This window comes from Anaerolinea thermophila (assembly GCF_020723905.1).
Classification (GTDB): domain Bacteria; phylum Chloroflexota; class Anaerolineae; order Anaerolineales; family Anaerolineaceae; genus Anaerolinea; species Anaerolinea thermophila_A.
The window spans coordinates 140,762-164,323 of record NZ_DYHZ01000007.1 but is presented as its reverse complement, the minus strand read 5'-3'; the positions used below and the strand labels follow the sequence as shown (position 1 = coordinate 164,323).

Annotated in this window: 20 protein-coding genes; 4 read left to right on the top strand and 16 right to left on the bottom strand. The window is 54.7% G+C overall.

The window, feature by feature from the left end; all coding sequences use genetic code 11:
- Nucleotides 1-6 precede the first annotated feature (6 nt).
- Nucleotides 7-1,146, top strand: a complete 1,140-nt coding sequence (queG, locus tag LHF31_RS11825; protein WP_298006542.1) for a tRNA epoxyqueuosine(34) reductase QueG — start codon at nt 7-9, stop codon at nt 1,144-1,146.
- A 1-nt stretch (nt 1,147) separates the two neighbouring features.
- Here queG and LHF31_RS11820 read toward each other — a convergent pair whose 3' ends face one another.
- The 5 genes from LHF31_RS11820 to uvrA all read right to left on the bottom strand — a co-directional run bounded on the left by LHF31_RS11820 (nt 1,148) and on the right by uvrA (nt 8,116).
- Nucleotides 1,148-2,503 (bottom strand): hypothetical protein, encoded by a 1,356-nt coding sequence (locus tag LHF31_RS11820; RefSeq protein ID WP_303774252.1) that lies wholly within the window; start codon nt 2,501-2,503, stop codon nt 1,148-1,150.
- Nucleotides 2,500-3,258 carry a TIGR03943 family protein gene (locus LHF31_RS11815; RefSeq protein ID WP_298006536.1) on the bottom strand — a complete coding sequence of 253 codons (759 nt, stop codon included), beginning with the start codon at nt 3,256-3,258 and terminating at the stop codon, nt 2,500-2,502. The genes LHF31_RS11820 and LHF31_RS11815 overlap by 4 nt, the downstream gene beginning before the upstream one ends.
- Nucleotides 3,255-4,289 (bottom strand): permease, encoded by a 1,035-nt coding sequence (locus LHF31_RS11810; RefSeq protein WP_298006533.1) that lies wholly within the window; start codon nt 4,287-4,289, stop codon nt 3,255-3,257. Before LHF31_RS11810 ends, LHF31_RS11815 begins: the two co-directional genes overlap by 4 nt.
- Before the next feature lie 89 nt (nt 4,290-4,378).
- A complete protein-coding gene (locus tag LHF31_RS11805; protein WP_298006530.1) occupies nt 4,379-5,116 on the bottom strand; it encodes a LysM peptidoglycan-binding domain-containing protein in 738 nt (245 codons plus the stop codon).
- 93 nt (nt 5,117-5,209) lie between these two features.
- Entirely contained in the window at nt 5,210-8,116 is a 2,907-nt protein-coding gene (gene uvrA / locus LHF31_RS11800; protein ID WP_298006527.1) for an excinuclease ABC subunit UvrA, read from the bottom strand.
- 191 nt (nt 8,117-8,307) lie between these two features.
- On the opposite strand from uvrA, the gene LHF31_RS11795 reads away from it, so the two are divergent.
- The 3 genes from LHF31_RS11795 to LHF31_RS11785 all read left to right on the top strand — a co-directional run bounded on the left by LHF31_RS11795 (nt 8,308) and on the right by LHF31_RS11785 (nt 10,339).
- Nucleotides 8,308-9,102 carry a YdcF family protein gene (locus LHF31_RS11795; RefSeq protein WP_298006524.1) on the top strand — a complete coding sequence of 265 codons (795 nt, stop codon included), beginning with the start codon at nt 8,308-8,310 and terminating at the stop codon, nt 9,100-9,102.
- Nucleotides 9,103-9,178: 76 nt separating this feature from the next.
- Nucleotides 9,179-10,072 (top strand): sortase, encoded by an 894-nt coding sequence (locus LHF31_RS11790; RefSeq protein WP_298006521.1) that lies wholly within the window; start codon nt 9,179-9,181, stop codon nt 10,070-10,072.
- Between the two features lie 39 nt (nt 10,073-10,111).
- The gene (locus tag LHF31_RS11785) at nt 10,112-10,339 is read left to right on the top strand and encodes a hypothetical protein (RefSeq protein WP_298006518.1); all 228 of its coding nucleotides are present in this window, start codon (nt 10,112-10,114) and stop codon (nt 10,337-10,339) included.
- Nucleotides 10,340-10,419: 80 nt separating this feature from the next.
- Here the strand turns inward: LHF31_RS11785 and LHF31_RS11780 are convergent, their stop codons facing one another.
- The 11 genes from LHF31_RS11780 to larE are packed head-to-tail and all read right to left on the bottom strand — an operon-like array spanning nt 10,420 to nt 23,550.
- Nucleotides 10,420-11,634 (bottom strand): glycosyltransferase, encoded by a 1,215-nt coding sequence (locus LHF31_RS11780; protein ID WP_298006515.1) that lies wholly within the window; start codon nt 11,632-11,634, stop codon nt 10,420-10,422.
- A 2-nt stretch (nt 11,635-11,636) separates the two neighbouring features.
- Nucleotides 11,637-12,746, bottom strand: a complete 1,110-nt coding sequence (locus LHF31_RS11775; RefSeq protein WP_303774251.1) for a glycosyltransferase family 4 protein — start codon at nt 12,744-12,746, stop codon at nt 11,637-11,639.
- On the bottom strand, nt 12,743-15,301 hold the full coding sequence (locus LHF31_RS11770; protein ID WP_298006509.1) for an SMC family ATPase: 2,559 nt from the start codon (nt 15,299-15,301) through the stop codon (nt 12,743-12,745). Before LHF31_RS11770 ends, LHF31_RS11775 begins: the two co-directional genes overlap by 4 nt.
- Complete coding sequence (locus LHF31_RS11765; protein WP_298006506.1) at nt 15,298-16,584, bottom strand: hemolysin family protein; 1,287 nt, start codon at nt 16,582-16,584, stop codon at nt 15,298-15,300. The genes LHF31_RS11770 and LHF31_RS11765 overlap by 4 nt, the downstream gene beginning before the upstream one ends.
- Nucleotides 16,585-16,593: 9 nt before the next feature.
- Nucleotides 16,594-17,832 carry an exonuclease SbcCD subunit D gene (locus tag LHF31_RS11760; protein WP_298006503.1) on the bottom strand — a complete coding sequence of 413 codons (1,239 nt, stop codon included), beginning with the start codon at nt 17,830-17,832 and terminating at the stop codon, nt 16,594-16,596.
- 23 nt (nt 17,833-17,855) lie between these two features.
- The gene (locus LHF31_RS11755) at nt 17,856-19,124 is read right to left on the bottom strand and encodes a C39 family peptidase (RefSeq protein WP_298006500.1); all 1,269 of its coding nucleotides are present in this window, start codon (nt 19,122-19,124) and stop codon (nt 17,856-17,858) included.
- Between the two features lie 59 nt (nt 19,125-19,183).
- Nucleotides 19,184-19,924, bottom strand: a complete 741-nt coding sequence (locus tag LHF31_RS11750) for a LamB/YcsF family protein (RefSeq protein WP_298006497.1) — start codon at nt 19,922-19,924, stop codon at nt 19,184-19,186.
- Between the two features lies 1 nt (nt 19,925).
- Nucleotides 19,926-20,891 carry a biotin-dependent carboxyltransferase family protein gene (locus tag LHF31_RS11745; RefSeq protein WP_298006494.1) on the bottom strand — a complete coding sequence of 322 codons (966 nt, stop codon included), beginning with the start codon at nt 20,889-20,891 and terminating at the stop codon, nt 19,926-19,928.
- 2 nt (nt 20,892-20,893) lie between these two features.
- On the bottom strand, nt 20,894-21,559 hold the full coding sequence (gene pxpB / locus LHF31_RS11740; RefSeq protein ID WP_298006492.1) for a 5-oxoprolinase subunit PxpB: 666 nt from the start codon (nt 21,557-21,559) through the stop codon (nt 20,894-20,896).
- Nucleotides 21,560-21,571: 12 nt separating this feature from the next.
- Nucleotides 21,572-22,744, bottom strand: coding sequence for a nickel pincer cofactor biosynthesis protein LarC (gene larC, locus LHF31_RS11735; protein ID WP_298006489.1), 1,173 nt, complete (start codon nt 22,742-22,744; stop codon nt 21,572-21,574).
- The gene (gene larE / locus LHF31_RS11730) at nt 22,741-23,550 is read right to left on the bottom strand and encodes an ATP-dependent sacrificial sulfur transferase LarE (protein WP_298006487.1); all 810 of its coding nucleotides are present in this window, start codon (nt 23,548-23,550) and stop codon (nt 22,741-22,743) included. Before larE ends, larC begins: the two co-directional genes overlap by 4 nt.
- Nucleotides 23,551-23,562 lie beyond the last annotated feature (12 nt).

Here is a 23,562-nt window from a genome sequence, read left to right as displayed (position 1 = left end):
GAAAACATGAGCCTCGAATCACAAATCAAACAATTTTTCCTGGAGCGCGGGGCAAGCGGGGTGGGCATCACCCATCTGGAATCTCCCCCCCATTACCTTCAATATGTCCAATGGGTGGAAGCGGGGTTACACGGCAGCATGAGTTATCTGGAAACCGAGCGCGCCCGAGCCTTGCGGGAAAACCCCCGGGATATTCTGCCTTCGGCGCGTTCGGTTGTGCTGGTTGCCCTGCCGATTGCTCAACCCAAACCAGCCAGCGATTCGGAAAAGTCTTCCATGAAAGGGCGGATTGCCTCGTATGCCTGGGGGGAAGATTATCATCTGGTTTTTCCACGTTTGTTTCAGGATTTTATGGAATGGCTTACCCAAAAACTTGGGTCCACCCCGCAGGCTAAATGGTACACCGATACCGGTCCTGTGCTGGAGCGTGATCTTGCCAGTCGGGCAGGACTGGGATGGATTGGAAAAAACACCTGCCTGAACCACCCCCGCAAAGGCTCGTTCTTTTTACTGGGAGAGATTTTTCTGGAGTTAGACCTCGAAGCAGACCCGCCGTTCAGTACCGATCACTGTGGCACATGCACCCGTTGTATAGATGCCTGCCCAACCCAGTGCATTCGCCCGGATCGCACCCTGGACGCCAGCCGGTGTATTTCTTACCTCACCATTGAAAACAAGGGCAGTATTCCAGTGGAATTGCGCGAAAAAATGGGAAACTGGATATTTGGGTGCGATGTCTGCCAGCAGGTGTGCCCCTGGAATGTGCGCTTTGGGAATGCCGAGCCTTACCCCGCTTTTTATCCTCGAGAAGGCGTCCCGGAGCCGGATCTGGCTGAAGAAATGCTCCTCGACCCGATCGGTTTCAACCGCAAATTCAAAAACAGCCCCATTCAACGTCCGCGCCGGCGCGGGTATTTACGCAACGTGGCAATTGCCCTCGGAAATGCACAGGACGAACGCGCCATCCCGGCATTGATGACAGGCATCACCGAAGACCCGGAACCGCTGGTGCGTCAACACGCTGTGTGGGCACTGGGGCAGTATTCTTCTCAACGGGTGCGGGAATTTCTCTCTCAACGGTTGAAAGAAGAAGGTGATGCGGTCGTGCGAGAAGAAATCGAACAGGTGTTATCCCTTGACGGGTAAATCACGGCACCCATTGCGGAAAAGTGGCATCTTCTGCGACAATTCTCAAAGATCGGCTGTCTATATTCAACACCGCAATCTGCGGGCGTGAAGAGGAACTGCCTAAGGTAATTTGCTGAAGCGCAAGAGCATCCCCCTGCGGATTCCAGTGGAAAGATGAAAAATTAATCATCGCATCTTGAAGAATGGGATTACCTGCCGTGCCGTCCGGACGGAAAAGCCATACCTGCCGGGCTGGACTACCCAGAACCTCGCGAACCCCAACCGCCATCCATTTTCCGTCGGGAGAAAATACGGGAACGCCATAATCCCACGGAGATTGCTCGCCTCCCAAAACGCTCTCAGTGGTTTGCTTATCCCAGTCATAGCGGTACACACCGGCATATGCGGTGGTTTCACCGATGATCAATCGGGTAAAGAGAAGCGCGTTTCCATCCGGCGTCCACACAGCGTTCATTCCCATCTCTGAAGGGATGAGGATAGTCTGTTGAGCCTCCAGATCCACGCCACGAAGCCCGCCGGAAAGGCCGTCCCACATGATTAAACGCCGGAAACGGGGTGCCCAAAGCGGTTCCGACCCGCTGATATTTGGATCGGGGCTGATCGGTTGGGTCGTCCCGGCAGACAAATCCAGCAACCAGACCCGCGGTACTCCTGGCTGCGCACCCTCCTGAAGAGGAGCAAGACGACGGCTGTAAGCCAGAATGGTCCCCTGTGGATGAAAGGCAGGGTTGAGACACCAGTCGGCACCGCAGTCCAGAATTTTCCGGTTTTGGGTGCCATCCCGGCGTACCTGCCAGAGATCCATCCCCTTCTGCATGTTGTATGCCGAATATACCAGCGTCTCGCCATCCGGCGCCACAGTGTAATCAAAAACCCGTCCGCCGGTGTCGGTCAGGGCATGGGACTCTCCGGTAAGCAGATCCTGAACCCAGATCTCCGCCGAAGCGCTGGGAGCAAGATATGCCAGCAGAGGAGACCTTACCGTAAAGGTCCAGATCAGCCCATGCTTCAGCGTTCTGCCATCTCTGGCTTGCACCCCTTCCCGAAGTGAGAGGGTGTAGGTTACCCACTGACGAAACGGCACAGAAGGGAAAAAGAGAAGACGCTCGCCCACCCATTTCACCTCTCCACCCACAGAAGGGGTGATGGACAGGGCTGATTCGGCGCTTTCCGGATCAATCCCGCGGGGGAATTGAATCGAAAGCGGACCATACGCCCCAATCCCCTGCTCATCCCAGCCAGGTTGAGGATCAGGAAGCCCCAGCAGCGGCAGGGCGAGGGCCATCCCCACCAGAGCAAGAAGCAGGGCAGACAGAATCATCCAAACAAAACGGTCAAAACGGGAGAGATTCATGGATACAGATAGGGTTGAGACGGTTCAGGAACTTCTTCCACCTGCTTTGCCAGAACCAGAGGCGCGGGGTGACCATCCAGAAGGGTCTCATCCAACACGCCGCGCACCCGCACCCAGCGATTCTCTACAAGGGAATCTGCATCTTCCCAGGAGACAATCAACGCCAGCGCGGACGCATCGGCTACGCAACAGGTCAGAGTAAAACGCGCCACCATGAACTGACCGGCGGGTAAACGCGGATCGCGGTACACAAAACCGATCACATCCACAGGTTGACCCTTAATCTGAGCACGAGTATCGCTTTGAGAGAACAGGCGCACCCAGTCCAGCACTGTGCGCTGTTCGGGCGGAATGTCCTGCACCTGGATCACCTGAGTGTTCGAGGATAGCGTTCCTCCTGTTTGAATGCCCCTGTTTTGAATCACACTCGCTGAAAGCGCGCGCTGGGGCAACAGCACCCCCATCATTACCGGCAAGATCATCAGCCACAACACCCAGCCGGGCGTTAGGACATGGTGATGGTCATCGTCTTCCCCATCAGAATGTTCATGGGGATCATCCTCATTTATCTGGGAGCGGGATTGAAACAGCGTCTGGGCAATCACCAGTAAAAGAATGGCACCAACCACCACCAGCCAGACAAAACGCTGGTGAATGTAGAAGGTGATTCCCCCATTAACTACCTGAAATAACAGGAAAGCCCCCAGTCCTGCCATGATCAGCGCCTGAAAGGATCGTGTGGTACGCTCTTTCATCCCCAGACTCCCGCAAGATTCAAACCAATCATCAACACGGCGGTCATCAAAAAAGGCAGGAGGATCAGATACAGAACAGCGCGCGGTTTGAACACCCGCAGAAACATCAATGTGGATTTGATATCCACCATGGGACCAAACACTAAAAACGCCAGAATCGAACCGGTGGTAAAGGTTCCGGTAAATGCCAGGGCAATAAACGCATCTACCGTGGAGCATACCGAGAGTAAAATCGCCAGCGCAATCATCACAAACACCGAAAGCACCGCTCCCTGTCCCAGAAGAAGTAATCCTCCCTGCGGGATGAAGGTTTGCATGAAAGCCGCCAGCAATGCGCCCAGCACAAGAAAGCGCCCCATCTCGAAAAATTCATCTGCGGCAATGAGAAGCACCTGCCGGAATCGTTGCGATAACGGGGGAACAGCAATCGGCTCCAGAGAAGCCATAACCGGCGGCAGGGGCAACCCGGAACGATCGCGCAATACTTCCTGAGGGGGAGCCAGAGAAAAAATCCACCCGGTAATGAAAGCAATCAGGAGAGACCCTGCCAGCCTGCCCCAAAACACAGGACCCACCCCAAATGCCGCAAGGGTGCTGGCAATAACGATGGGATTAACCACCGGCGCGGCAAGCAAAAGCGCGATTCCTGCCGAAAGGGGTAAGCCTTTGCGCACCAGGCGGCGAGCAAACGGCACTACCCCGCATTCGCATACGGGAAAGAACAACCCCAGCAGGCTTCCGGCAAGCGCAGAGCCCACCCCGCGCTGAGGAATCCAGCGCACCAGTTCCTCCCGTGAGATAAACACCTCGACCAGCCCGGATGCCAGCGTGCCCAGCAGCAAAAAGGGGACGGCTTCAATAAAGATTCCAAGGAAAACCGCCGAAAAATTTGAGAGGGTTTCCAGAAGATTCGCCAACCCTTCCGGCAATCCACCCAGCGCTGTCTCTCCAAAGCGCAGAAGCGCAGCAAAAACCAGCAGGGTGGTCACTGCCCATGGGAGAGTCTGAAAGAAGGATTTGGAAGCACGCATCAACATAGGGTCAAGGAAAGGGAGAGAAGGCTCAACCCGTAAATGCGGCAGGTTAAGCCTTCTCCCTGACTATGCGTCTGAGTTCATTTTCAAGGTGTTGCGGTAGCCGTCGGCGGTACCGGTGTTGCCGTTGGACCACCAGCGGTCGGTGTGCGCGTGGGAGCGCGGGTGGGAGTGGGAGTGACGATGTTCACCGGAATGATCAGTTTCTGACCGGCAGAAATTTTATTGGCGTCGGTGAGTTTATTTTCTTTGAGAATGGCTTCCACCGTACTGTTGAACCGCCGGGCAATGAGATCCAGCGTCTCACCGGTCTTTACAATGTACTCAATCTTTTGACCACGCGGCAGATCAGTGGGCAGAGGAGTCTCAGTGGGCAATTCCTGTCCTTTGAGGGGCACCAGAATCTTGTCACCCGGTTTAATCGGGCAGGTATTGCCAAAATTATTGAGTGTAAGAAGGACCAGCAGATCGGCTTCGAACTTCACAGCAATATCCCAGCAGGTATCCCCTTCCTGCACGGTGTACTCAAACGGGCCCTGCGGTGTAGGAGTTTCTGTAATGGTAGGGGTGAGCGTCTCCGTGGGGGTCATGGTAGGCGTGGAAGTGGGGGTGACTGGCGTGGGAGTCAATGTCTGGGTTGCCGTGGGGGTAGGTGAGGCAAACAGGCTTATCGCCGGGCGATTTTGACCTGTAAACCACACCACCAGAATGATGATTCCTACCACCACCAGAACCACAGCCAGTCCCCACACGATGAAGGGACCCATTTGCTGTTTCCGGCGGTAGGATTCAATCACGCTTTGCGGCGAATCTTTGCGTATCATAGAGTATTGTCCTGTTTCATTTTCTCTGAGTAGTTTTGCGATGCTGACGGCGAGGATGAATGTATAAAGGCAATTCTACACGAGTTTTGAGGATTAGGCGAGTCGGAGCAACTGTTGCTGTTCTTCTGACAGATAGCGCGCCAGATACTGCCCGGTATAAGAGCGTGGATTACGGCATACTTCTTCCGGGGTTCCTACGGCAATTAATTCGCCGCCACGGTCGCCACCCTCTGGACCCAGATCAATCAGATAATCGGCAACTTTAATAATATCCAGGTTATGCTCGATAATCAGCACAGAGTTACCCGCATCCACCAGACGCTGAAGCACCTCAATCAGTTTGTGAACATCTGCGGCGTGTAATCCCACAGAAGGCTCATCCAGCACGTACAGAGTCTTCCCCGTGGCACGGCGGGAAAGTTCACGTGCCAGTTTCACCCGTTGGGCTTCGCCGCCCGATAGTGTGGTGGCAGGTTGGCCAATGCGGATATACCCCAGTCCCACATCCGAAAGGGTGCGCAACTTGTTCACAATCGAGGGGAATGCTGAGAACAATTCCAGAGCGCTGTCCACCGTCTGATCGAGAACCTCGGCGATGTTCAACCCTTTGAAGCGCACCTGTAAGGTTTCCCGATTGAAGCGGGTACCATGACACACATCGCAGGGGACGTAGATATCGGGCAGGAACTGCATTTCAATGCGCAACTGTCCCTGCCCCTGACAGGCTTCACACCGACCGCCATGCACATTGAAGGAAAAGCGCCCGGCTTTATAGCCACGCATCTTGCTTTCGGGAAGTTCCGCAAAAAGCAGGCGAATCTCATCGAATACACCCGTATAGGTACCGGGGTTCGAACGCGGGGTGCGTCCAATGGGCGATTGATCAATGTTGATGATCTTGTCCAGATACTCCAGCCCCTCAATCCGGTCGTACTCACCGGGCTGGGTATGAGCGCCGTTCAAATCGCGCGCCAGCGCATTGTAGAGAATATCCACCATCAGGGTGGATTTTCCTGAACCGGACACACCGGTAATACACACCAGTTTACCCAGTGGAATGTCCACATCAATATTTTTCAGGTTATTCGCCCGTGCGCCGATAATGCGCAGTTTCTTCCCATTCCCACCACGGCGGTGTTCCGGTGTAGGCACACGCAGTCGTTTAGAAAGATATGCCCCGGTAAGAGAACGGGGATTTTCCAGAATGTTCTGGACGGTGCCTTCAGCGACCACCCAGCCGCCATGCTCCCCGGCGCCGGGACCCAGATCCACAATCCAGTCAGCGGAGTGGATGGTTTCTTCATCATGCTCGACCACCAGCACCGTGTTGCCTAAATCGCGGAGTTCTTTGAGCGTTTCCAGCAAACGTCCATTGTCACGAGGATGCAGCCCAATGGATGGCTCATCCAGGACATACAGAACCCCCGTCAAACGGGAGCCAATTTGCGTAGCCAGGCGAATCCGCTGCGCTTCCCCGCCCGAGAGAGTACTGGCGCTGCGGCGCAGGGTCAGATAATCCAGTCCCACATTGACCAGGAACCCCAGACGTGCGCGGATTTCTCTCAAGATCCGCTCAGAGATGGCTTTTTCACGCGGGGTAAAGACGGAACCTTCTTCCAGTTCCCTCACCCATTCAAGGGTTTTGAGAATGGGCCAGTTGGTCACCTCAATGATGTTGGCACCATTCACCGTTACTGCCAGGGCTTCCTTACGCAGACGCGCGCCATTGCAGGTTGGACAGGGGCGGTTGGTCATGAACTCAGCAATTTTAGAACGAATGTAATCCGAATTCGTCTCGCGGTAACGCCGCTCTAAATTGGGGATGATGCCCTCGAATGCTGTCCGGAAGGTAGACTCGCGCCCATTACGCCCTTCAAAATGGATGGTAATCTCTTCCCCTTTTGTGCCGTATAGAATCTTTTCCAGTTTTTCAGGGGGAATTTGCTTTACCGGCGCGTCCAGATTGATGTGGTAATGGCGGGCAACGGCTTCAATCATCTGCCACGAATATCCGCCGCCTTCACGGGTTCCGTTCCATTCCAGTGCCACAATCGCGCCATCATTGAGAGAACGCTCCGGGTCGGGGATGATCAGTTCCGGGTCAATTTCCAGACGACTGCCCAGCCCCTGACAATCGGGACAGGCGCCGTGCGGGGTGTTAAACGAAAAGGTGCGCGGTTCAATCTCCGGAAGGCTGACTCCATGCTCTGGACAGGCCAGATGTTCGCTGAAGAACAAATCCACTGGAGGATCAACGGAAAGGTTTTGCAGGGTCAGATATCCCTCACCGACTTTGAGGGCTGTTTCTACCGAATCGGTCAAACGGGAACGAAACTGCCGGGCTTCTTCGGGGTCTTCCGGGCGCTGAAGGACAATGCGATCCACCACTGCCTCAATGGTGTGCATTTTGTACCGATCCAGAGTGATCTCATCTTCAAGGCTGTACACCACACCATCCACCCGCACGCGGACAAAACCTGCCTTCCGAATTTCGTCCAGCACGGCTTGATAGGTACCTTTCCTGCCCCGAACGATGGGAGCCAGTACCAGCAGGCGTGTTCCTTCGGGCATGCGCTCGATGGCATCCACAATTTCCTGCGCCGATTGTTTGACCACCTCCCTGCCGCACACCGGACAGTGAGGAATACCCACACGGGCAAACAGCAAACGCAGATAATCGTAAATTTCAGTCACCGTGCCGACGGTAGAACGAGGGTTGTGGGAAGTGGCTTTCTGGTCAATGGAAACGGCTGGAGAAAGCCCTTCGATAGAATCCACATCAGGTTTATCCATTTGTCCAAGGAACTGCCGGGCGTAAGCCGATAGGGATTCTACATACCGGCGTTGACCTTCAGCAAAAATGGTATCGAACGCCAGAGAAGATTTACCCGACCCCGATAAACCTGTAATCACCACCAGTTTATTGCGCGGAATTTCCACCGAAATATTCTTGAGGTTGTGTTCCCGCGCGCCAATGACACGAATCGATTCTTGAGACATAAATCCTGACCCTACACCTTCCCACTTTCGGAAAATGTGCAAAAAATTATTATACCAGAGTAAATCAGAAATTCTGTTCTAATATACTCCCATTTTCGCCTTTCGCAAGGGTGATTTTCCTTCCAGTCTGCGTTCGGCTCTCAATTGTAAAGGCTTTCAATCCACTGAGGGAACTTCTGTATAATTCAAATATGTTTGTCTTTCTCTCCAAACTCCTGGCTCCGTTTCTTTATCCCCTGGGCATGGCGTTGATTTTGCTTGCGCTGAGCCTGATTCTGCAAAAACACCCCCGCTGGCGGAATCTACTCGCCGGGCTGGCTTTAGGAATATTGCTGATCGCTTCAAATCGCTGGGTGGCTACGGCGCTGGCGCGTTCGCTGGAATGGCAATACCTCCCTGAGTCTTCCCTTTCCAGTGCGCCCGCCATTGTCGTATTGGGCGGAGGGACTGAACCTGCCATCCCGCCCAGGAACCAGCCTGAGGTCAACTCCGCCGGCGATCGGGTGCTGTACGCCGCCACGCTTTACCGGCAAGGCAAAGCCCCGCTGGTAATCGTATCGGGTGGAAACGTGGAATTTCGGGGGGAACAACCCTCCACCCCCGCCTCAGATATGCGTCGCTTACTGGAAATGCTGGGGGTGCCCTCCGAAGCCATTCTGGAAGAAAGCCGCTCTCAAAACACATACGAAAACGCCCTGTACTGTGCGAATTTGCTGAAGGAGCGAAACATCCATCGTGTGATTCTGGTCACCTCGGCTTTGCACATGCCGCGTTCGGTCAAACTTTTTGAAAAGCAGGGGGTTGAGGTCATCCCTGCGCCGGCAGATTTTGCCGTGCCGTTCCAGGAATGGGAAGAACTGCGGCAGTCTCCCCTTCCTGCTCAGATCATCGCCTTACTGCCCTCCAGTTCCAACCTGCAACTGACCACCAACGTGCTTCATGAATACATTGGTATTGTGGTGTACTGGCTGAGAGGATGGCTCTGAAATCATCTGGAGGAATTAAATCGGTCCCGGAGATTCTTGGTATAATGCGGCTGAGAGGGTAGCGAAAGGGAAAAAGGTGGCACGGCATCGTTCCATTGAAGATTTAACCGTTGACGAACTGCGCCAGTTGCTGATTGAAAAGCACCGCAGGGAACGTCACAAAAGGCTGGAGGCATACCGCCGCACCGGACGAATCATCATGGTTGAACCGGCGCCTTTTGTCTCTCCCCTGGAAGGATCATCCGAACCGTTGCTCTCCGAAGGCGAAGTGGCGGTTCCGAAGCGGAAAATCTGGCTGGACCGAATTTTGCTGGCAATTGAAGTGCTGGCAGTCCTCGGGCTGGCGTTGATTTTACTCAACGGAATGAACCTGATTCGCAATTTGAATCAGGAGGTGGCTTCTGCACTGGTACAGCCCTCCCCCACTCCCACGCCCCTGATTTCGGCAGTGGTCCTTCCTTCGGGACACACCCCGCCCAACGCTCCGGGAGGCGCACGCTTCAACGAGGAGGAAATTCCCGCCCATTTACGGGCATCTGTGCAATCCCTGGTCAATATCCCCCTGCCAACACCCGGTCCAACCCATGCCATTCGCATCCAGATTCCTGCCATTAAAGTTGACGCGCCCGTGGTGCAGGGCGATGGCTGGGAACAACTTAAAAAGGGGGTAGGGCAACATCCCGGCACGGTAAACCCCGGCGAAAAAGGGAATATTGTCCTTTCCGCTCATAATGACATCTACGGGGAAATCTTTCGCGATCTGGACCGTCTCAAGCCCGGGGATGAAATCATCATTTCTACCGCCCAGCAAGCCTTTGTGTATGTGGTTCAGCAAATTCACATTGTAGAACCCACCGCGGTGGAGTATCTGGCACCCAGCCGCGAGCCTATCGCCACCTTAATTTCCTGCTACCCTTACATGATTGACAATCAACGCATTGTTGTTATTGCATCTTTGCAGGGACACTGATAAACTTAACCTGCTTAACCACGGAGGATTGTAGAGAATATGGCAAAAAAGTTCAAGCGAAGTGTAAGCGCCTCTCGCTCTCAAACGGCTGAGGCAACCGCTCCCCAAACCCCTGCTTCTGGTACAGGGTCCATTTCCCGCCGCGCCACTGCGTCGGATTTCAACCCGGATTACACCCCCATCATTCGGGATCTGAAACGTATCGGCACACTGGCAGGTACTTTCTTTGTGATTCTGATTATCCTGTCTTTCGTCCTGAATCGCTAAAGAAAACCCGGGGGAGAACAAACCAGGAGCCGCCCTTGCGTTAAAGCGAAGGGGCGGCTCCTGGTCTCAAAAACAGACTTTTACCCCGCAAAACGCTGATAAAAAGCCAAAATTTGTTCTTTAACCTTTCCAACTTCCGCGCGCTCTTCAATGAGTTTGCGGTTGATTTCCCTTGCCTTTACCCGAAGGTCTGTATTCTCCAGGGCCATCACAATGGCTTCTGCAGTCTGATCGGCGCGATCCGGCGGAACCAGCAAGCCATTAACACCCGGGGTAATCCATTCGCGAATGGATTCGATATCTCCCACTACAGGGAAACACCCTGCTGCCATGGCTTCCAGCAGAGAGTTCGGCGTACCGTCATGCTGACTGATGGAGACCATCACCGTTGCACGTAAAAATAATTCCCACAAATTTTCCTGCGGCAAATGCGGGAGCAACACCACCTGACGGTGGATTCCCAGCCGCCGCACGGACTCCTCGGCTTCAGGCTGTCCAGCCATTGCCGGACAGATGAAAGCCACTCTGTTATTGCGTTGCAACACCAGCGGAATTGCCGAGAAGAATACATCGTTGCGGACACTGCCGGGGCGAAACCCCCGCGGATTGATGACCAGCGGCACACCAGCCGGGATAGGATCCGAGCGAGGTTCACTACCCACCCGCTTGATTCGCTCAATGGTTTGCAAGTCGATTCCCCCGGCGCCGGGGAACACCGCAGAAGGGAAGGAGGGGTTGAAGCCCATGGTGCGAGCAAGGCGGATATCCCGATAGGCATCTGCTGTTAATCCCTGCGCCCGGCTTAACACCCGGCGGGTGAGCAGTTTCATCCACAAGGAGCCTTGCGCGTGAAGAGTAAGATCATTACCCCAGATCGAAACAATCAATCTAGCGCTATCTGGCAAACTGGAAGCCATCATGCCCTCAAAGGGAATGCGCAGGGCATGCACCACATCCGGGCGCACCTGCCCGTAAATGCGTCTTAAGTGCCCGGCATAGAAAGGCAGGGTCAACGGACCAACCCAGTAACGCATGGAGAGGAAGGCTTTCCGAAACCGCGCAACTGCCCTGCGTGCCCCCTGATTGGCTTTATGGGGTTGATCCAGTCCTGCCCCCGATTGCGTGCCGGCAAAGCGCCCAAATGCCACCGGCAGAACCCACAAACCCTCCACTCCCTCTACCGGAGCACAGGGAAATGAGGAAACCAGCGTTACCCGAAAGCCCAGTTCCAGCAGTACGTTCAGGTATCGCCGGGTGATCGGACTGCGTCCATCTGCAACCAGCATTATGTGCATGCTCACCCTCTCAAACGCATCGCTGAATGGATGGCTTGTGCAAATACGGCAACCATTTCATCCAGATTGACTCGCTCGGCGACAATCTGATACGAGGCTTTGCCCATCTCCCGCAAACGTCCTGGCTGGGAAAGGGCTTCCTGCAAACGCTGAATCAGGTCTTCCAGATTTCCAGGGATTAACCGCCAGCCATTTTCTGGAGTGACCAGATCCTCCTGAGTGCCATCGGCTTCCGCCACCATCACCGGCAGAGCATGCGCCATGGCTTGTTGTACCGCCAGACCGCCTGTTCCGGGCAGGACAAACAGATCCGCCATGTGCCAGTATGGTTCCAGTTCATCATCCCGCTTTTCGCCGGTGAAGTGTGTATCAGGATAGGTGGTCTTTGCCAGCGCTTCCAGCGCCTGCCGTTCAGGACCTTCCCCGACCACGATCAGGCGAGGACGCACCTCATGCGCTAAAGCGGCGCATGCACGAATCAGCAAATCCACCCGCTTGCGCGCCTGCAACCTGCCGACAAAGAGCAGTACCGGCTGCCCGGAGGTAAAAGCAGGCGGTTTTTCAGGCGGATTTCCTTTCAGACGGGGAGTGACCGCATTGGGAGCCACAAAAATCCGATCCGGGGAGAAGCCCAAACGAAGATACTGTTCTGCCCCGCGCTGGCTGTAAGTGATGAGTGCATCAAACAAACACAGAAAGCGTTGCCGCAACACTTCCCGCCAGAAACCGCGCGAAGGCGGCGCACCCAGCCCCCATCCGATCACGGGTTTGTGCCGAGCGTGCATCCACCGCACCGCGGCAGGGGTGCTTAAATAGCGCGGGTTGGCTTCGACTATCAACACATCAGGATTCCACTGCCCCAGCCACTCAAAGAGATTGCGCTGGACGCAGGTGTACAACCGTCCTGTCCCCAGATGCAAATTGTTTGCCTGTACATGCTGTGCCGTGCGCAAAACTGCGGGTTGACCCAGGGCTTCCTCGGGACGGGGCTGACCGGCAAAAACGCTCAACCCGCCCTCACAAACCTGCGCCAGCCGATCGAAAAAAGCCGCTCGATACGCAGGCAATACCCGCTGTTGAATTCCCACACGATACGGGATCGAAACACTCATTGAATCACCCTGACCTGAGAACCGCTTAATGTCTTCTCGACTTCGATACGAGCAGGGAAGGCGTCTTTCATATCTTCCAGATGGGTAATGACTAAAATGCACTCAAACTCATTCCGGATCTGGTTAATGGCTTCAATCAGGCGCTGACGTCCATCTGCATCCTGACTTCCAAAGCCCTCGTCAATAAAAAGGGTTTGCAGGCGCGCGCCTGAACGATGCGCCAGCACGCGGGAGAGCGCCAGTCGAATGGCAAAGTTAATGCGGAAGGCTTCGCCACCCGAGAACATTTCATAGGGGCGTTCTCCCACCGAATCGCTGATGATGATGTCCAGGGTTTCTTTCTGTTCATCTCGGGTTTTCAATGCCCGCTGGGTACTGAAACGCACCAACATCATCCCATTAGAAAGCCGCTCGAGGAGTTGATTGGCATGTTCCTCAATTTGAGGCAGGGCTTGTTCAATCAGTAATGCCGGCACGCCATCTTTTCCACAGGCGCGCTCCAGCAAAGACAGCCGTTGCAAACGCAGAAGCAGTTCCTTTCGGTGAGCCTCCTTCTCCTGTTTACGCCCTTTTAACTGCTCCAAGGTCTGCACCCATTGGCGAGCACGGGCAACCTCTTCCCGCTGTTGATTTTCTTCCAGTTGTTTCTTTCGCAATTTGCTTTCAAATTCATCCAGATCGGGAAGCAGAGCCATATCGGACTGGACTTTCTCCTCAGCACGGCGGAGTTCCCTGAGGTGTTCTTCCCGTTTCTGTTGCTCCAGTGCCAGTTGCTGACGGGTTTCCTCAATTTGTCGGTTTAACGGCTCCAGTTCCGCGCGGGCAGTCTGCACCTCTTGCAAAGCATTTTCCACCCAGGCAAGGCTCTGCACCCGGATTCGACACTCTTCGTGAAGTTGGGGATTGTACTGAAGCGCGTTCACCCGGGCATCCAGTTGAGCCAGCAAAGCGCGGGCTTCCACAGCAAACGATTCCTCAGCCAGCAAACGGGTGACTTCCTGTAAACGGAGCGCCCCCTCGCTTTGCCAGAGGTTCAGTTCATCCTGCAGGCGAGTTCTTTCTGCAGTATGGACTTCTATCTGACGCTTGAGCGTTTGCCACTCAGACTCGATGCGATCCAGTTCTTTGAGCGCAGTTTGCACCTCCAGAGCGCGTTCCTGGCATTGTTTCTGAGATGCCTGCGCCGCCCGATAAGCATCTGCCAGTTGCTTTCCCTGTTGCTCCAGAGATGCCACCAGATTTCGGCGGTCCTCCTCGCCCAGAGGTTGACCACACAGCGGACACACCGCCCCGCTGGTATGAGAAAGGCGTTCGATACGATCCTTGATTTCATTCATCTGCTGACGGCGCTGATCGTTTTCGGCTTTGAGTTGCGCCATCTCATCCTGCAGAGCGCCGATCTGCGCTTCCAGTTCAGGACGGGACTGGACCCTGTCCTCCAGAATGCGACATTTTTCCTGAGCCTCTTGAATCAGGGCTTCCAGTTCCTGCTGGCGGAGTGCATTTCTGGTCATCTTTTGCGCCTGCTGTTCCAGCAGGCTTTTTTCCTGCTCCAGCCCTGCCCGTGCTGCCGCGATCTGCTGTAAGGGCACCGCCCGCTGTTGTTCCAGACGGAGATACTCTGCCGCCAGTTTCTCCCAGCGTTCCAGTTCCCGGCGCGCCTGCTGGTATTCTTCATTGCGTTGATCCACCGTTTCGGCTTCGGAGAGGCGCGCTTCCAACCGGGCTTTGCGTTCTTCCTGTTCGATCAGCGTACGCTTCAGGCGCTCGATTCGCCCCACGATATCGGCGTCCTGCTTTCTCAGCACATCCAGAAGATGCTTTTGTTCATCCAGTGCCGTTTTCAGGCGTTCGAGGGTGTGAAATTCCTTTTCCAACGCCTCCCGTTCTTTTGTCAGGCTTTTCAGTTTCTCTTGAGCCTCTTTCAGCATTTGCTTCCGCGCAGGCTCTTCCTTGAGTTCCTGTTCGATCTCTGCCAGTTCTCTGGTAAGGCTCTTTTCCTGCGCGTCGGAATCTCTGCGTCTCACGGCAACGCGCTCCCGGTACTCTTCCCAGATCTCCAGTCCCAGAATGCTGCTGAGGATTTTCTTGCGTTCTGCAGGATTCTGTTGAGCAAAGCGATCAGCTCCACCCTGTAAGAAGAACGAGGCATTCACAAAGGTCTCAAAATCCATGCGCAGAACACTGCGAATGGTCTGTTCTGTAGCAGTGAGCGTGGCTCTGGTCAAAGGCGTCCATTCGCGGTTTTTTGAATCCAGCACCCAGAACTCCAACACAGTGCTCTTGTTGCGCGGTTTGATACGGACAACCCGATAGGTGTCCTTCTCAAATTCAAAGACAAACTGGACAACGGCTTTATCGCTGGTGCTGTTGATCAGCGCATCATCCCGCGAGCGGGCTTTGCCAAATAACGCCCAGGTGATGGCATCCAGCAGAGAGGATTTTCCCGCTCCATTTGAGCCTGAAATACAGGCAAGCGAGACATCCTCCAGATTCACCTCTACCGCCTGGCGGTACGACAAAAATCCCTCAATGTAAAGACGTTTGGGTATCATAGGGGCTTCACCAGAATTTTATCTATGCGTAAACCGTCCCGATCCACCACTTCAAAGCGATAGCGGTTCCATTCAAAATGCTGACCGACCGAAGGAATTGTGCCCATTTGAGCCAGCACAAAACCGGCGACAGTCTGATACCCGATGCGGTCTTCATCGGGCAGTTCATCCACCTGAAGCAATTGCTTGAACACATCCACCGATAAAGATCCATCCACCAGCAACGAGCCGTCCTCGCGGCGGATAACCGCCTGCCCGGCTTCTTCGCCATACAAAGGAATCTCTCCGATAATGGCTTCCATCAAATCGAACAGGGTAATCATCCCCTGCAAACCGCCATACTCATCCATAATCAGGGCAAGATTTCCGCTGGCAGTGCGCAGGGCTTCAAGGGCTTTCAACGCTGTGGTGCTTTCGGGAAGAAACAAAGCCGGTTTGAGATATTCTTTCAAGTCCACCGGTTGTTCAAGAGAGGCAGCCAGCAATTCCTTGGCATTGACGATACCCAGAACGTTATCCAGATTTTCCCGGGCAACCGGGAAATAAATATGGGTACTGCTGATGATGTACTCTCGATTGACCTCCCACGGATCTTCCACGTCAAGCCATTCGATTTCTGTGCGCGGGGTCATAAAGGCGCTCACAAGGCGATCGCCAAGGCGTAAAACGCCTTCGATCATGTCCGTCTCGCGCTGTTCAATGACGCCAGACTCAACCCCCTGCTCAATGATGCCCTTGATTTCTTCTTCGGTCAGGTCAGGAGAGAGGGCTTTCTGCCAGCCAAACAATTTTAAGAGAAAATCTGTGGAGACACCCAGCAAGGTAACCAGCGGATGGGTCAGTTTGCCCAATCCCTGCATCCAGGGAGCCACCCGCACGGCAATCTCCTCCGGGTTGAGTTGGGCGGCACGTTTGGGTAATAATTCCCCCAGCACCAGCGAGAGATAGGTGATGACCACGACCACCAGAATCAGCGCCAGTTCCTGCCGGTAGGGAAAAAGCCAGGATACCCGTCCAATCCATTCCGCCAGTGGAACAGCCAGTTGAGCGCCACCCACGGCACCCGCGAGAATGCCAATCAAAGTAATGCCAATCTGTACGGTAGAAAGGAAATGGCTCGGTGAACGGATTAACTCCAGGGCAGTTTGAGCGCGTCTATCGCCATCCTCCACCCGTTGTTGCAGGCGAATCTGGCGGGAAGAAATAATGGCAATTTCTGCCATTGCCAGCCCCCCGTTCAACAGAATCAGGAACAGAAGTAAAAGGATATTCCAGAAAATCACAGAACTCCTTTAGTTTTCCTCCGACTCGCCGCCCCAGAGAATCTCCTGTGCCAGAGATTTTATGGCAGGAATCTCGTCAGAAGCCACATTAATGCTTTTCAGATACATTTCCAGAAGTTCCAGAGGAGACATATCGCTCGCCAGCGCTCCTTCCGGAAGGCGCAGGCGAACCTCTCGCTGAGGGCGCCGAACCAGCAGGAACTCCAGCGCGCCCTCAGCACGGCGCCGCAGGAGGGCTTCGTCCAGCAACTTTTCATACTCAGCGGGATAATCTACCGTCAGGCGGAAAACCGACCCTTCAATCTCTTCCGGAGAGGGGAATTTCTCCAGAATCGTTTCCATAAAGCCTTCCCTTTTGCTTACGGAAACGGAGCGGTCAATGAATCGCCGCCCCTGCAACTTCCGCCACTCGACCTGACTGACCCGATTTCCATCCAGATGAATGAGTACAAAAAATTTCTCTTCTCTGGCTTCGCCAAAATTGACCCGTTCGATCGAACCGGCATAAATTACCGGGGGATGATTGCCTTCGTTCAAATTCTGGGCTTTGTGAATGTGTCCCAGGGCTACATACGACCAGCGGGGATCGCAGACCAGCCCACGGCTGAGGGTAACATCATTTCCAAGCATGATACTGCGTTCACTGCTGTACTGAGCCCCTTCTACCGAAGCATGTGCGGCAAGAACGGCTGGCAGGTTCGGATCCAGCCGGTTTTCCAGCCAGTAGTGGATCAATTGAGTAATGACCTCCTCCAGTTTCTGGTTTACGGTATCAATATCCGGCAAATTGCTTTCCTGAATGCTCAAAAAGCCGGTTTTCGGCACCCAGGGCAAAGCCACCACCTGAAGTGGAAGCCCTTCCAGGTCTTTGGGGGTCAGGAAAGAGGGTTTTGAGCAAACGTACACGTGAGGCACACCTAACGTCTCATATTCCTGCAAGGCATGAGCACGGCTCTGCGATGGAGAAATATCATGGTTGCCAGTGATCATCAGGGTCAAAATACCGGCTTCAGAAAGACGCCTCATACGTTTGCCCCACTCCCGCTGATAGGTTGGAACAGGAGTGCGGTCTTTGTAGGCATCACCCGTAAATAAAACCAGATCTACCCGCTCGGCAATGGCGGCATCTACAATCTGATCCAGCGCCTTCAGAAAATCCAGTGTTCGAATGGGCAAACCACTCTTCGAGTCCAGTTTTCCCTGTGAGATGATGTCAATGTGAGCATCGGAAAAGTGTAGAATTTTCACAGCGCTTCCCCCTTTTCTCTCCCTCAAGGGGTCACCCCCAGATTCAGCAGGGCAGCCATGGAGGGATTGAAATTTGGATGGTATTGCAAACTTGTTTTTAAATCTTGAATCGCGCCTTCGGTATTTCCCAGCGCTTCACGGGCTTTTGCCCGCCAGTAAAACGACTCTTCCAGATAAGGCTCGCTGGCAGATTCTATGGTTTGGGTTGCCAGAGCCTCCAGATCGGCGTAGCGGCCGGTGTAATAATACGCAAAGTACGGTCCGGTTTGATACCACAACATGCGCCAGGGACGACGGGCTTCAGGCAATGAAGGATACAGCCGGAAGGCTTCATCGTATGCCGCCGAAGCGCCCAGAAAATCCTTCAAGCCAACCATGCTGGTACCACGATTGAACCAGGCAAAAAACTGGTCCACCCCCTCAAGGCGATACAGTTCATCCGAAGCGCGGACAAGCGCTCGCTGAAGGGCTTGTTCCTCATCTGACAGCGGTCCGAGCAGGTCCAGCACTTCGTTTTCCCGCTCAGGCGGGTAAATGACCAGAAACACGAAGTTAAATGCCCGCCATTGCGATTCCAGTTCATTGTAAGAAATGGGGTAGTTGGCTTCGTAGTAGGAATCCTGCGTCAAAAATTCGCCTCTGGCGTCGTCATAGCCATTGACCACAGCATAATGTCCCATCCAGGACACTTTGCCGCTCAAATCGGTCATATAAGCGCCTTTTTCGATGAGCACCGGAAATCCGCCTGCGATTAAGGCTTTCAAGGTTTCCAGCGTACCTCCATAACGTTGAACCACGCTTAATGAAGTTTGCTCACGCACATAATCTGCCAGTTCGTAAGGCATGACGTTCTTATCCTTCTCGAACGGCTTAACCCACTCACCTACATCAGTGCGATCTCCCTGCCAGCCCCAGAAAGACAGCGCCATCGCCAGATTGGCTGGGGCGCAATAATTCCAGAGCCCGTGCTGATCAAAATACTTGATCCCATCCAAACGCGCAGAAGCAGGCAGGGGGCGTAGCGTGGGCGAGGGTGTAGGGAGATTGAGCGGGGGTTCCGGCATCAGGGTTGTCGTGGGCAGGAAGGTAGGTGAAGGGAAAAGATTTTCTTCTGGCGTTGGAACCATTGCCGTGGGGGCCAGTTGGGGTTGTTCTTGAGGGATAAAAATTTCTTTTTCGGGCGGGCGCAGAGCATATTGCAGGCGAATGCGCCATTGATCCACATGCCAGAGCATGCGTTCTCGTACCGGCGGTATGACAAACGCCGCCAATCCAAGGACGAAAAGACTCAAAACAACACCAAGAAGGACCTTAAGGAACCTGCGCATTAACCTGATTATAACCGTAAACCTCAGGGCTTCAACGGTTGCAGTGAAATCCCCGCTTTTTGCAGAGCATCCCGGACTGCAGCGGCAAATTCCACCGCATGGGGGCCATCTCCGTGGATGCACAGAGTATCTACCGGCACGCGTTGAGCGCCATCCCCCGCACCCCGGGTTGCCAGACGGATGGCTTGCTGACACACTGCATCCACTGTCTCCAGCACAGCGCCCGGTTCCCGGCGGGGTTTGAGCGTTCCATCCGGATTGTAAGCCCGATCCGGGAAACCTTCTGCCGCGGCAGGCAGTCCTGCCTCTCGAGCCTCTTCCACCAGTACCGAGCCTGCCAGCCCTACCACAATCAACTGGCGGCTGAATCGTTTCACAGCCTGAACAATGGCTCTTGCCAGGGCACGGTCTTTTGCGGCTTGATTGTACAGGGCGCCATGAGGTTTGACATGCACCAGTTCCCCGCCTTCAGCCCGGACAAAACCCATCAGGGCTCCAATTTGATACAAAACAAAGGCTTCCACTTCTTCTGCGCTCAGGTTCATTTCGCGTCTGCCAAACCCCTGTAAGTCAGGGTAACCGGGATGAGCGCCAATGGCAACGCCTTTTGAAACTGCCATGCGCACCGTCCGTTGCATGACCAGCGGATCGCCCGCATGCAACCCGCAGGCAATATTCGCCGATGTGACTATTGAGAGCAGGGCTTCATCATTGCCCAGACGATAGAGTCCAAAACTTTCGCCCAAATCACAGTTCAAATCCATATCAACCTCGCATCCAGAACGAGAGATTTTCCTGTTCAATGGCGTTCAGACGTGCCATAAGTTCGCGATAAATCTGATGCGCCTGATCCACCGTCACGGCTTCAAAGCGCACCCTGCCTTCGCCGGGACGAAGTTGGGCAACCCGTCCCCAGTCGGCGCAAATCACCCCCGCAATCTTGGGGTACCCACCGGTGGTGGGATGATCCGCCATCATCACAATTGGATTGCCATCCGGCGGAACCTGAACCGCGCCGCGGGGCATTCCCTCGGAAAGGATTTCCCCGGAACGGCGAGTAACAGAAGCCCCCGTCAACCGGTAACCCAGGCGATCAGACTGGACACCGACCTGAAAGGTTGCAGAAAGGAATTGCCTTTCCCCATCTTCTCCAAACCACGCGCGCTGAGGACCCAACACGACTCGAATCAACGCCTCCAAAGAGTATTCCGGACGCAGAGAAGCAGGCAGCATGGCACCGGCGCGTTCTTCCGGCACCCAGCCTTCCCGCACCGAGAACAGCCAGTCGCCCGAGTGAAGCAGACGCCCCTGAAAGCCGCCCACCCCTGCTTTCAGAAATGTGGAACGAGAACCCAGCACAGGGGGAACATCCCATCCCCCCGAGATTGCCAGCACCCCCCAGAAACCTGCCGGAGAAGGGCGGCACTCTACCCGTTGACCGCCACGCACGCGCACTGCCGTCCACAGGGGCATTTCCATGCCATCCACATAGAGAGTAAAACCTCCACCGCAAAGCGCCAAAAGGGCAGGAGCATCTGCCCAGAGTAGAGGACCCGCGCCGGAAAATTCCAGCACAGCGGCAGAATCCTCATTTCCAACCAGACGATTCGCCACCCTGCAGGCAAAGGGATCCATGACGCCGCCTGCAGGCAATCCAAGATGTTCGTAACCGGTGCGCCCAAGGTCCTGAATAGAGGAAAACCAGCCTGCCTGTTCTACCCAGAAAGCCATGATCATCCCTCCACTGCCACAAAGCGCACCACATCCCCCGGCTGAAGGAGGAAAGGAGGTTCTTTAGAGGCGTCAAAAAGGGTCAGGTGCGTCCTGCCAATAATACGCCATCCTCCCGGAGACTCAAGCGGATACACGCCGGTTTGCTTTCCGGCAATCCCCACACTGCCTGCCGGCACCCGCTGACGGGGCGTCTCCAGACGCGGGGTGGCAAGGCTTTCGTCCATTCCGCCAAGATAAGGGAAACCCGGCAGAAAGCCCATCATCAAAACAGGATACACTCCGGCGGTATGCCGTCGAATCACCTCGTCTTCGCTCAAACCGGTATGTTGCGCCACAAATGGCAAATCAGGTCCGTCTTCTCCGCCGTAATGCACGGGGAGGACCACCTCCCGCGCAGGCAGAAGATTTTCATCATATGAAGACTCCAGCACCGATTGGATGGATCGTATGAGATCATCCAGAGAAGTTACCAGAGGATCGTAATCCACCCGCAGGGTAGCATACCCGGGGACGCACTCCCCCAAACCGGCAATCTGTCTTTCCCTCAAGCCCTTTGCCAGCGCATGCACCCGCCGGTTGATGGACACAGAAATTCCTTCCCCCAGGATGACAAGCAAAGAAGTATCACCGCAGGGTTGAATCCAATCAGGAAACATGGAACTCATAAGTCACTCAATCTACTGATCCAGCAATGCCTGCCCTGCCTGTAATGCCGCCTGCAGAACATCCATCACAGGAACGTTGTGATTCTGCGCAACCTGCAGGCAAACCTCGTATTCGGGTTGAGCCAGTACCCGTTTGCCGTCCAGAAGTTTTACCTTTAGAGGGATGATTCCAAAGGGCGTTTGCACTTCCCGTATCTCCCGCTGGGCTTCGAAACGATAAATGGGCTGAACCCGAAGTCCCAGGGTCGTTGTATGCCGCAGAAGCAGGTATGCCAGCGCGGCTTCCTCGCTCTTCCGGGCGATTACCGAGACCTGTGTGGCAGGACGGTTTTTCTTCATATAAATGGGTGTAAAGAACACGTCCAGCGCTCCCGCATCGAGCAATTGCGTCAGAACCGCCCCCAGAATTTGAGGGTTCATATCGTCAATGTTGGTTTCCATCAATATCAGAGGCAAATCGCTTTCAGGCATGGTCGTACCAATCCACACCCGCAGGACGTTGGGCCAGGCTAATTCGCGCTGACCGGCGCCCGTACCGATACGCTCCAGTCGCATGGCAGGCTGTTCAAAGGTAGCCAGCGCCGCCAGCAGGGCGGCACCGGTTGGGGTCACCAGTTCGAAGGGAGAGGTAACCGATGTCAGGGGCGCGTGCGCGTGCGCCAGAATCTCCAGCGTTGCCGGGGCTGGCAGGGGAAGCACCCCGTGCTCAGCCGTGATTTTGCCCTGTCCACAGGGAAGCGCAGAGGCATACAACCGTTCAATGCCCAGTTCACGCAGACAAATATTCACTCCCACCACATCTACGATTGCATCCAATGCGCCGACTTCGTGGAAATGCACCTTCTCCGGGGAAATCCCATGCACCCGTCCCTCCGCTTCCGCCAGAAGACGAAAAACCTTAAGACTGGCATGAATCACAGGATCGGGCAGAGAACTGCTGGAAAGAATGTCCTCAATATCGCTCAGATGACGATGATGGTGGCTATCCTGAACCTCCACATGGACCTGTGAAGCCCGCATTGCCCCTTTTTGAACCTGCGAGAGACGCAGATGAATGGCTTCGGGTAAATGTAAACCCTGCAAGGCTTCGTTCAACCTGTCCAGAGAAGCGCCCGCATCCAGCAGTGCGCCCAGAAACATATCTCCACTGATGCCAGAGAAGGCATCCACATAGGCTATTTTCATTTCACCACCCCTTCATTGAGGCTTCCTGAGCGGTATCCCAGCAAATCTACCGCCACATGAGCATATCCCAGGGAACGGAAATAAGTATGCACCTGGTCACGCTGCTCCACCAGTTGAATGACCTGTTCAGGTGAAACTTCCAGACGCGCCATACTGCCATAATCGCGCACCCGGACAGCCGTAAACCCCAACTGCTTGAGAAATGCCTCGCCTTTTGCCACCCGCTTCAGTCCCTCGCGGGTAATGCGCATCCCATAGGGGAAGCGGGTTGCCAGACAGGGGGCGCTGGGACGATTCCACACGGGCAATCCCAGTTCACGGGAAAGCGCACGCACCTCGTCTTTGGTAAACCCCGTCTCGATGAGCGGGCTCAACACCCCCAGTTCATGAACAGCACGTTTCCCCGGGCGATAGTCCTGCAAATCATCCACATTACTGCCTTCCAGCACTGCAGAAAAACCTTCCTGCTTTGCCAGGTCAACCAGCAACCCCAGCCGCTCGCGTTTGCAGAAATAACACCGTTCTGGAGTATTTTCGACAAAGGCGTGTTTTTCCAGATCGTCATAAGGCATCACACGGTGAGGAAAACCAAACTGCCGGGCAACTTCAACCGCCGCCTGAACGCCTTCAGGAGGTTCCACCGGCGATTGCAGCGTGATTGCCAGCATACGGTTGCCCAACACCTGATACGCTACCACCGCAACCAGCCCGCTATCCACCCCACCGGAAAACGCCACAACCGCCGATCCCAGTGAAGACAGGTAGTTCTTGAGGGCTTGATATTTTCCCTGCAGAGATTCATCCATAGTTACATCCAC

What these genes read in the sequence shown, in the direction of transcription:
- queG (WP_298006542.1), top strand. Translation starts at nt 7, where the DNA reads ATGAGCCTCGAATCACAAATCAAACAATTTTTCCTGGAGCGCGGGGCA.
- LHF31_RS11820 (WP_303774252.1), bottom strand. Translation starts at nt 2,503, where the DNA reads ATGAATCTCTCCCGTTTTGACCGTTTTGTTTGGATGATTCTGTCTGCC.
- LHF31_RS11815 (WP_298006536.1), bottom strand. Translation starts at nt 3,258, where the DNA reads ATGAAAGAGCGTACCACACGATCCTTTCAGGCGCTGATCATGGCAGGA.
- LHF31_RS11810 (WP_298006533.1), bottom strand. Translation starts at nt 4,289, where the DNA reads ATGCGTGCTTCCAAATCCTTCTTTCAGACTCTCCCATGGGCAGTGACC.
- LHF31_RS11805 (WP_298006530.1), bottom strand. Translation starts at nt 5,116, where the DNA reads ATGATACGCAAAGATTCGCCGCAAAGCGTGATTGAATCCTACCGCCGG.
- uvrA (WP_298006527.1), bottom strand. Translation starts at nt 8,116, where the DNA reads ATGTCTCAAGAATCGATTCGTGTCATTGGCGCGCGGGAACACAACCTC.
- LHF31_RS11795 (WP_298006524.1), top strand. Translation starts at nt 8,308, where the DNA reads ATGTTTGTCTTTCTCTCCAAACTCCTGGCTCCGTTTCTTTATCCCCTG.
- LHF31_RS11785 (WP_298006518.1), top strand. Translation starts at nt 10,112, where the DNA reads ATGGCAAAAAAGTTCAAGCGAAGTGTAAGCGCCTCTCGCTCTCAAACG.
- LHF31_RS11780 (WP_298006515.1), bottom strand. Translation starts at nt 11,634, where the DNA reads ATGCACATAATGCTGGTTGCAGATGGACGCAGTCCGATCACCCGGCGA.
- LHF31_RS11775 (WP_303774251.1), bottom strand. Translation starts at nt 12,746, where the DNA reads ATGAGTGTTTCGATCCCGTATCGTGTGGGAATTCAACAGCGGGTATTG.
- LHF31_RS11770 (WP_298006509.1), bottom strand. Translation starts at nt 15,301, where the DNA reads ATGATACCCAAACGTCTTTACATTGAGGGATTTTTGTCGTACCGCCAG.
- LHF31_RS11750 (WP_298006497.1), bottom strand. Translation starts at nt 19,924, where the DNA reads ATGGATTTGAACTGTGATTTGGGCGAAAGTTTTGGACTCTATCGTCTG.
- LHF31_RS11745 (WP_298006494.1), bottom strand. Translation starts at nt 20,891, where the DNA reads ATGGCTTTCTGGGTAGAACAGGCAGGCTGGTTTTCCTCTATTCAGGAC.
- pxpB (WP_298006492.1), bottom strand. Translation starts at nt 21,559, where the DNA reads ATGAGTTCCATGTTTCCTGATTGGATTCAACCCTGCGGTGATACTTCT.
- larC (WP_298006489.1), bottom strand. Translation starts at nt 22,744, where the DNA reads ATGAAAATAGCCTATGTGGATGCCTTCTCTGGCATCAGTGGAGATATG.
- larE (WP_298006487.1), bottom strand. Translation starts at nt 23,550, where the DNA reads ATGGATGAATCTCTGCAGGGAAAATATCAAGCCCTCAAGAACTACCTG.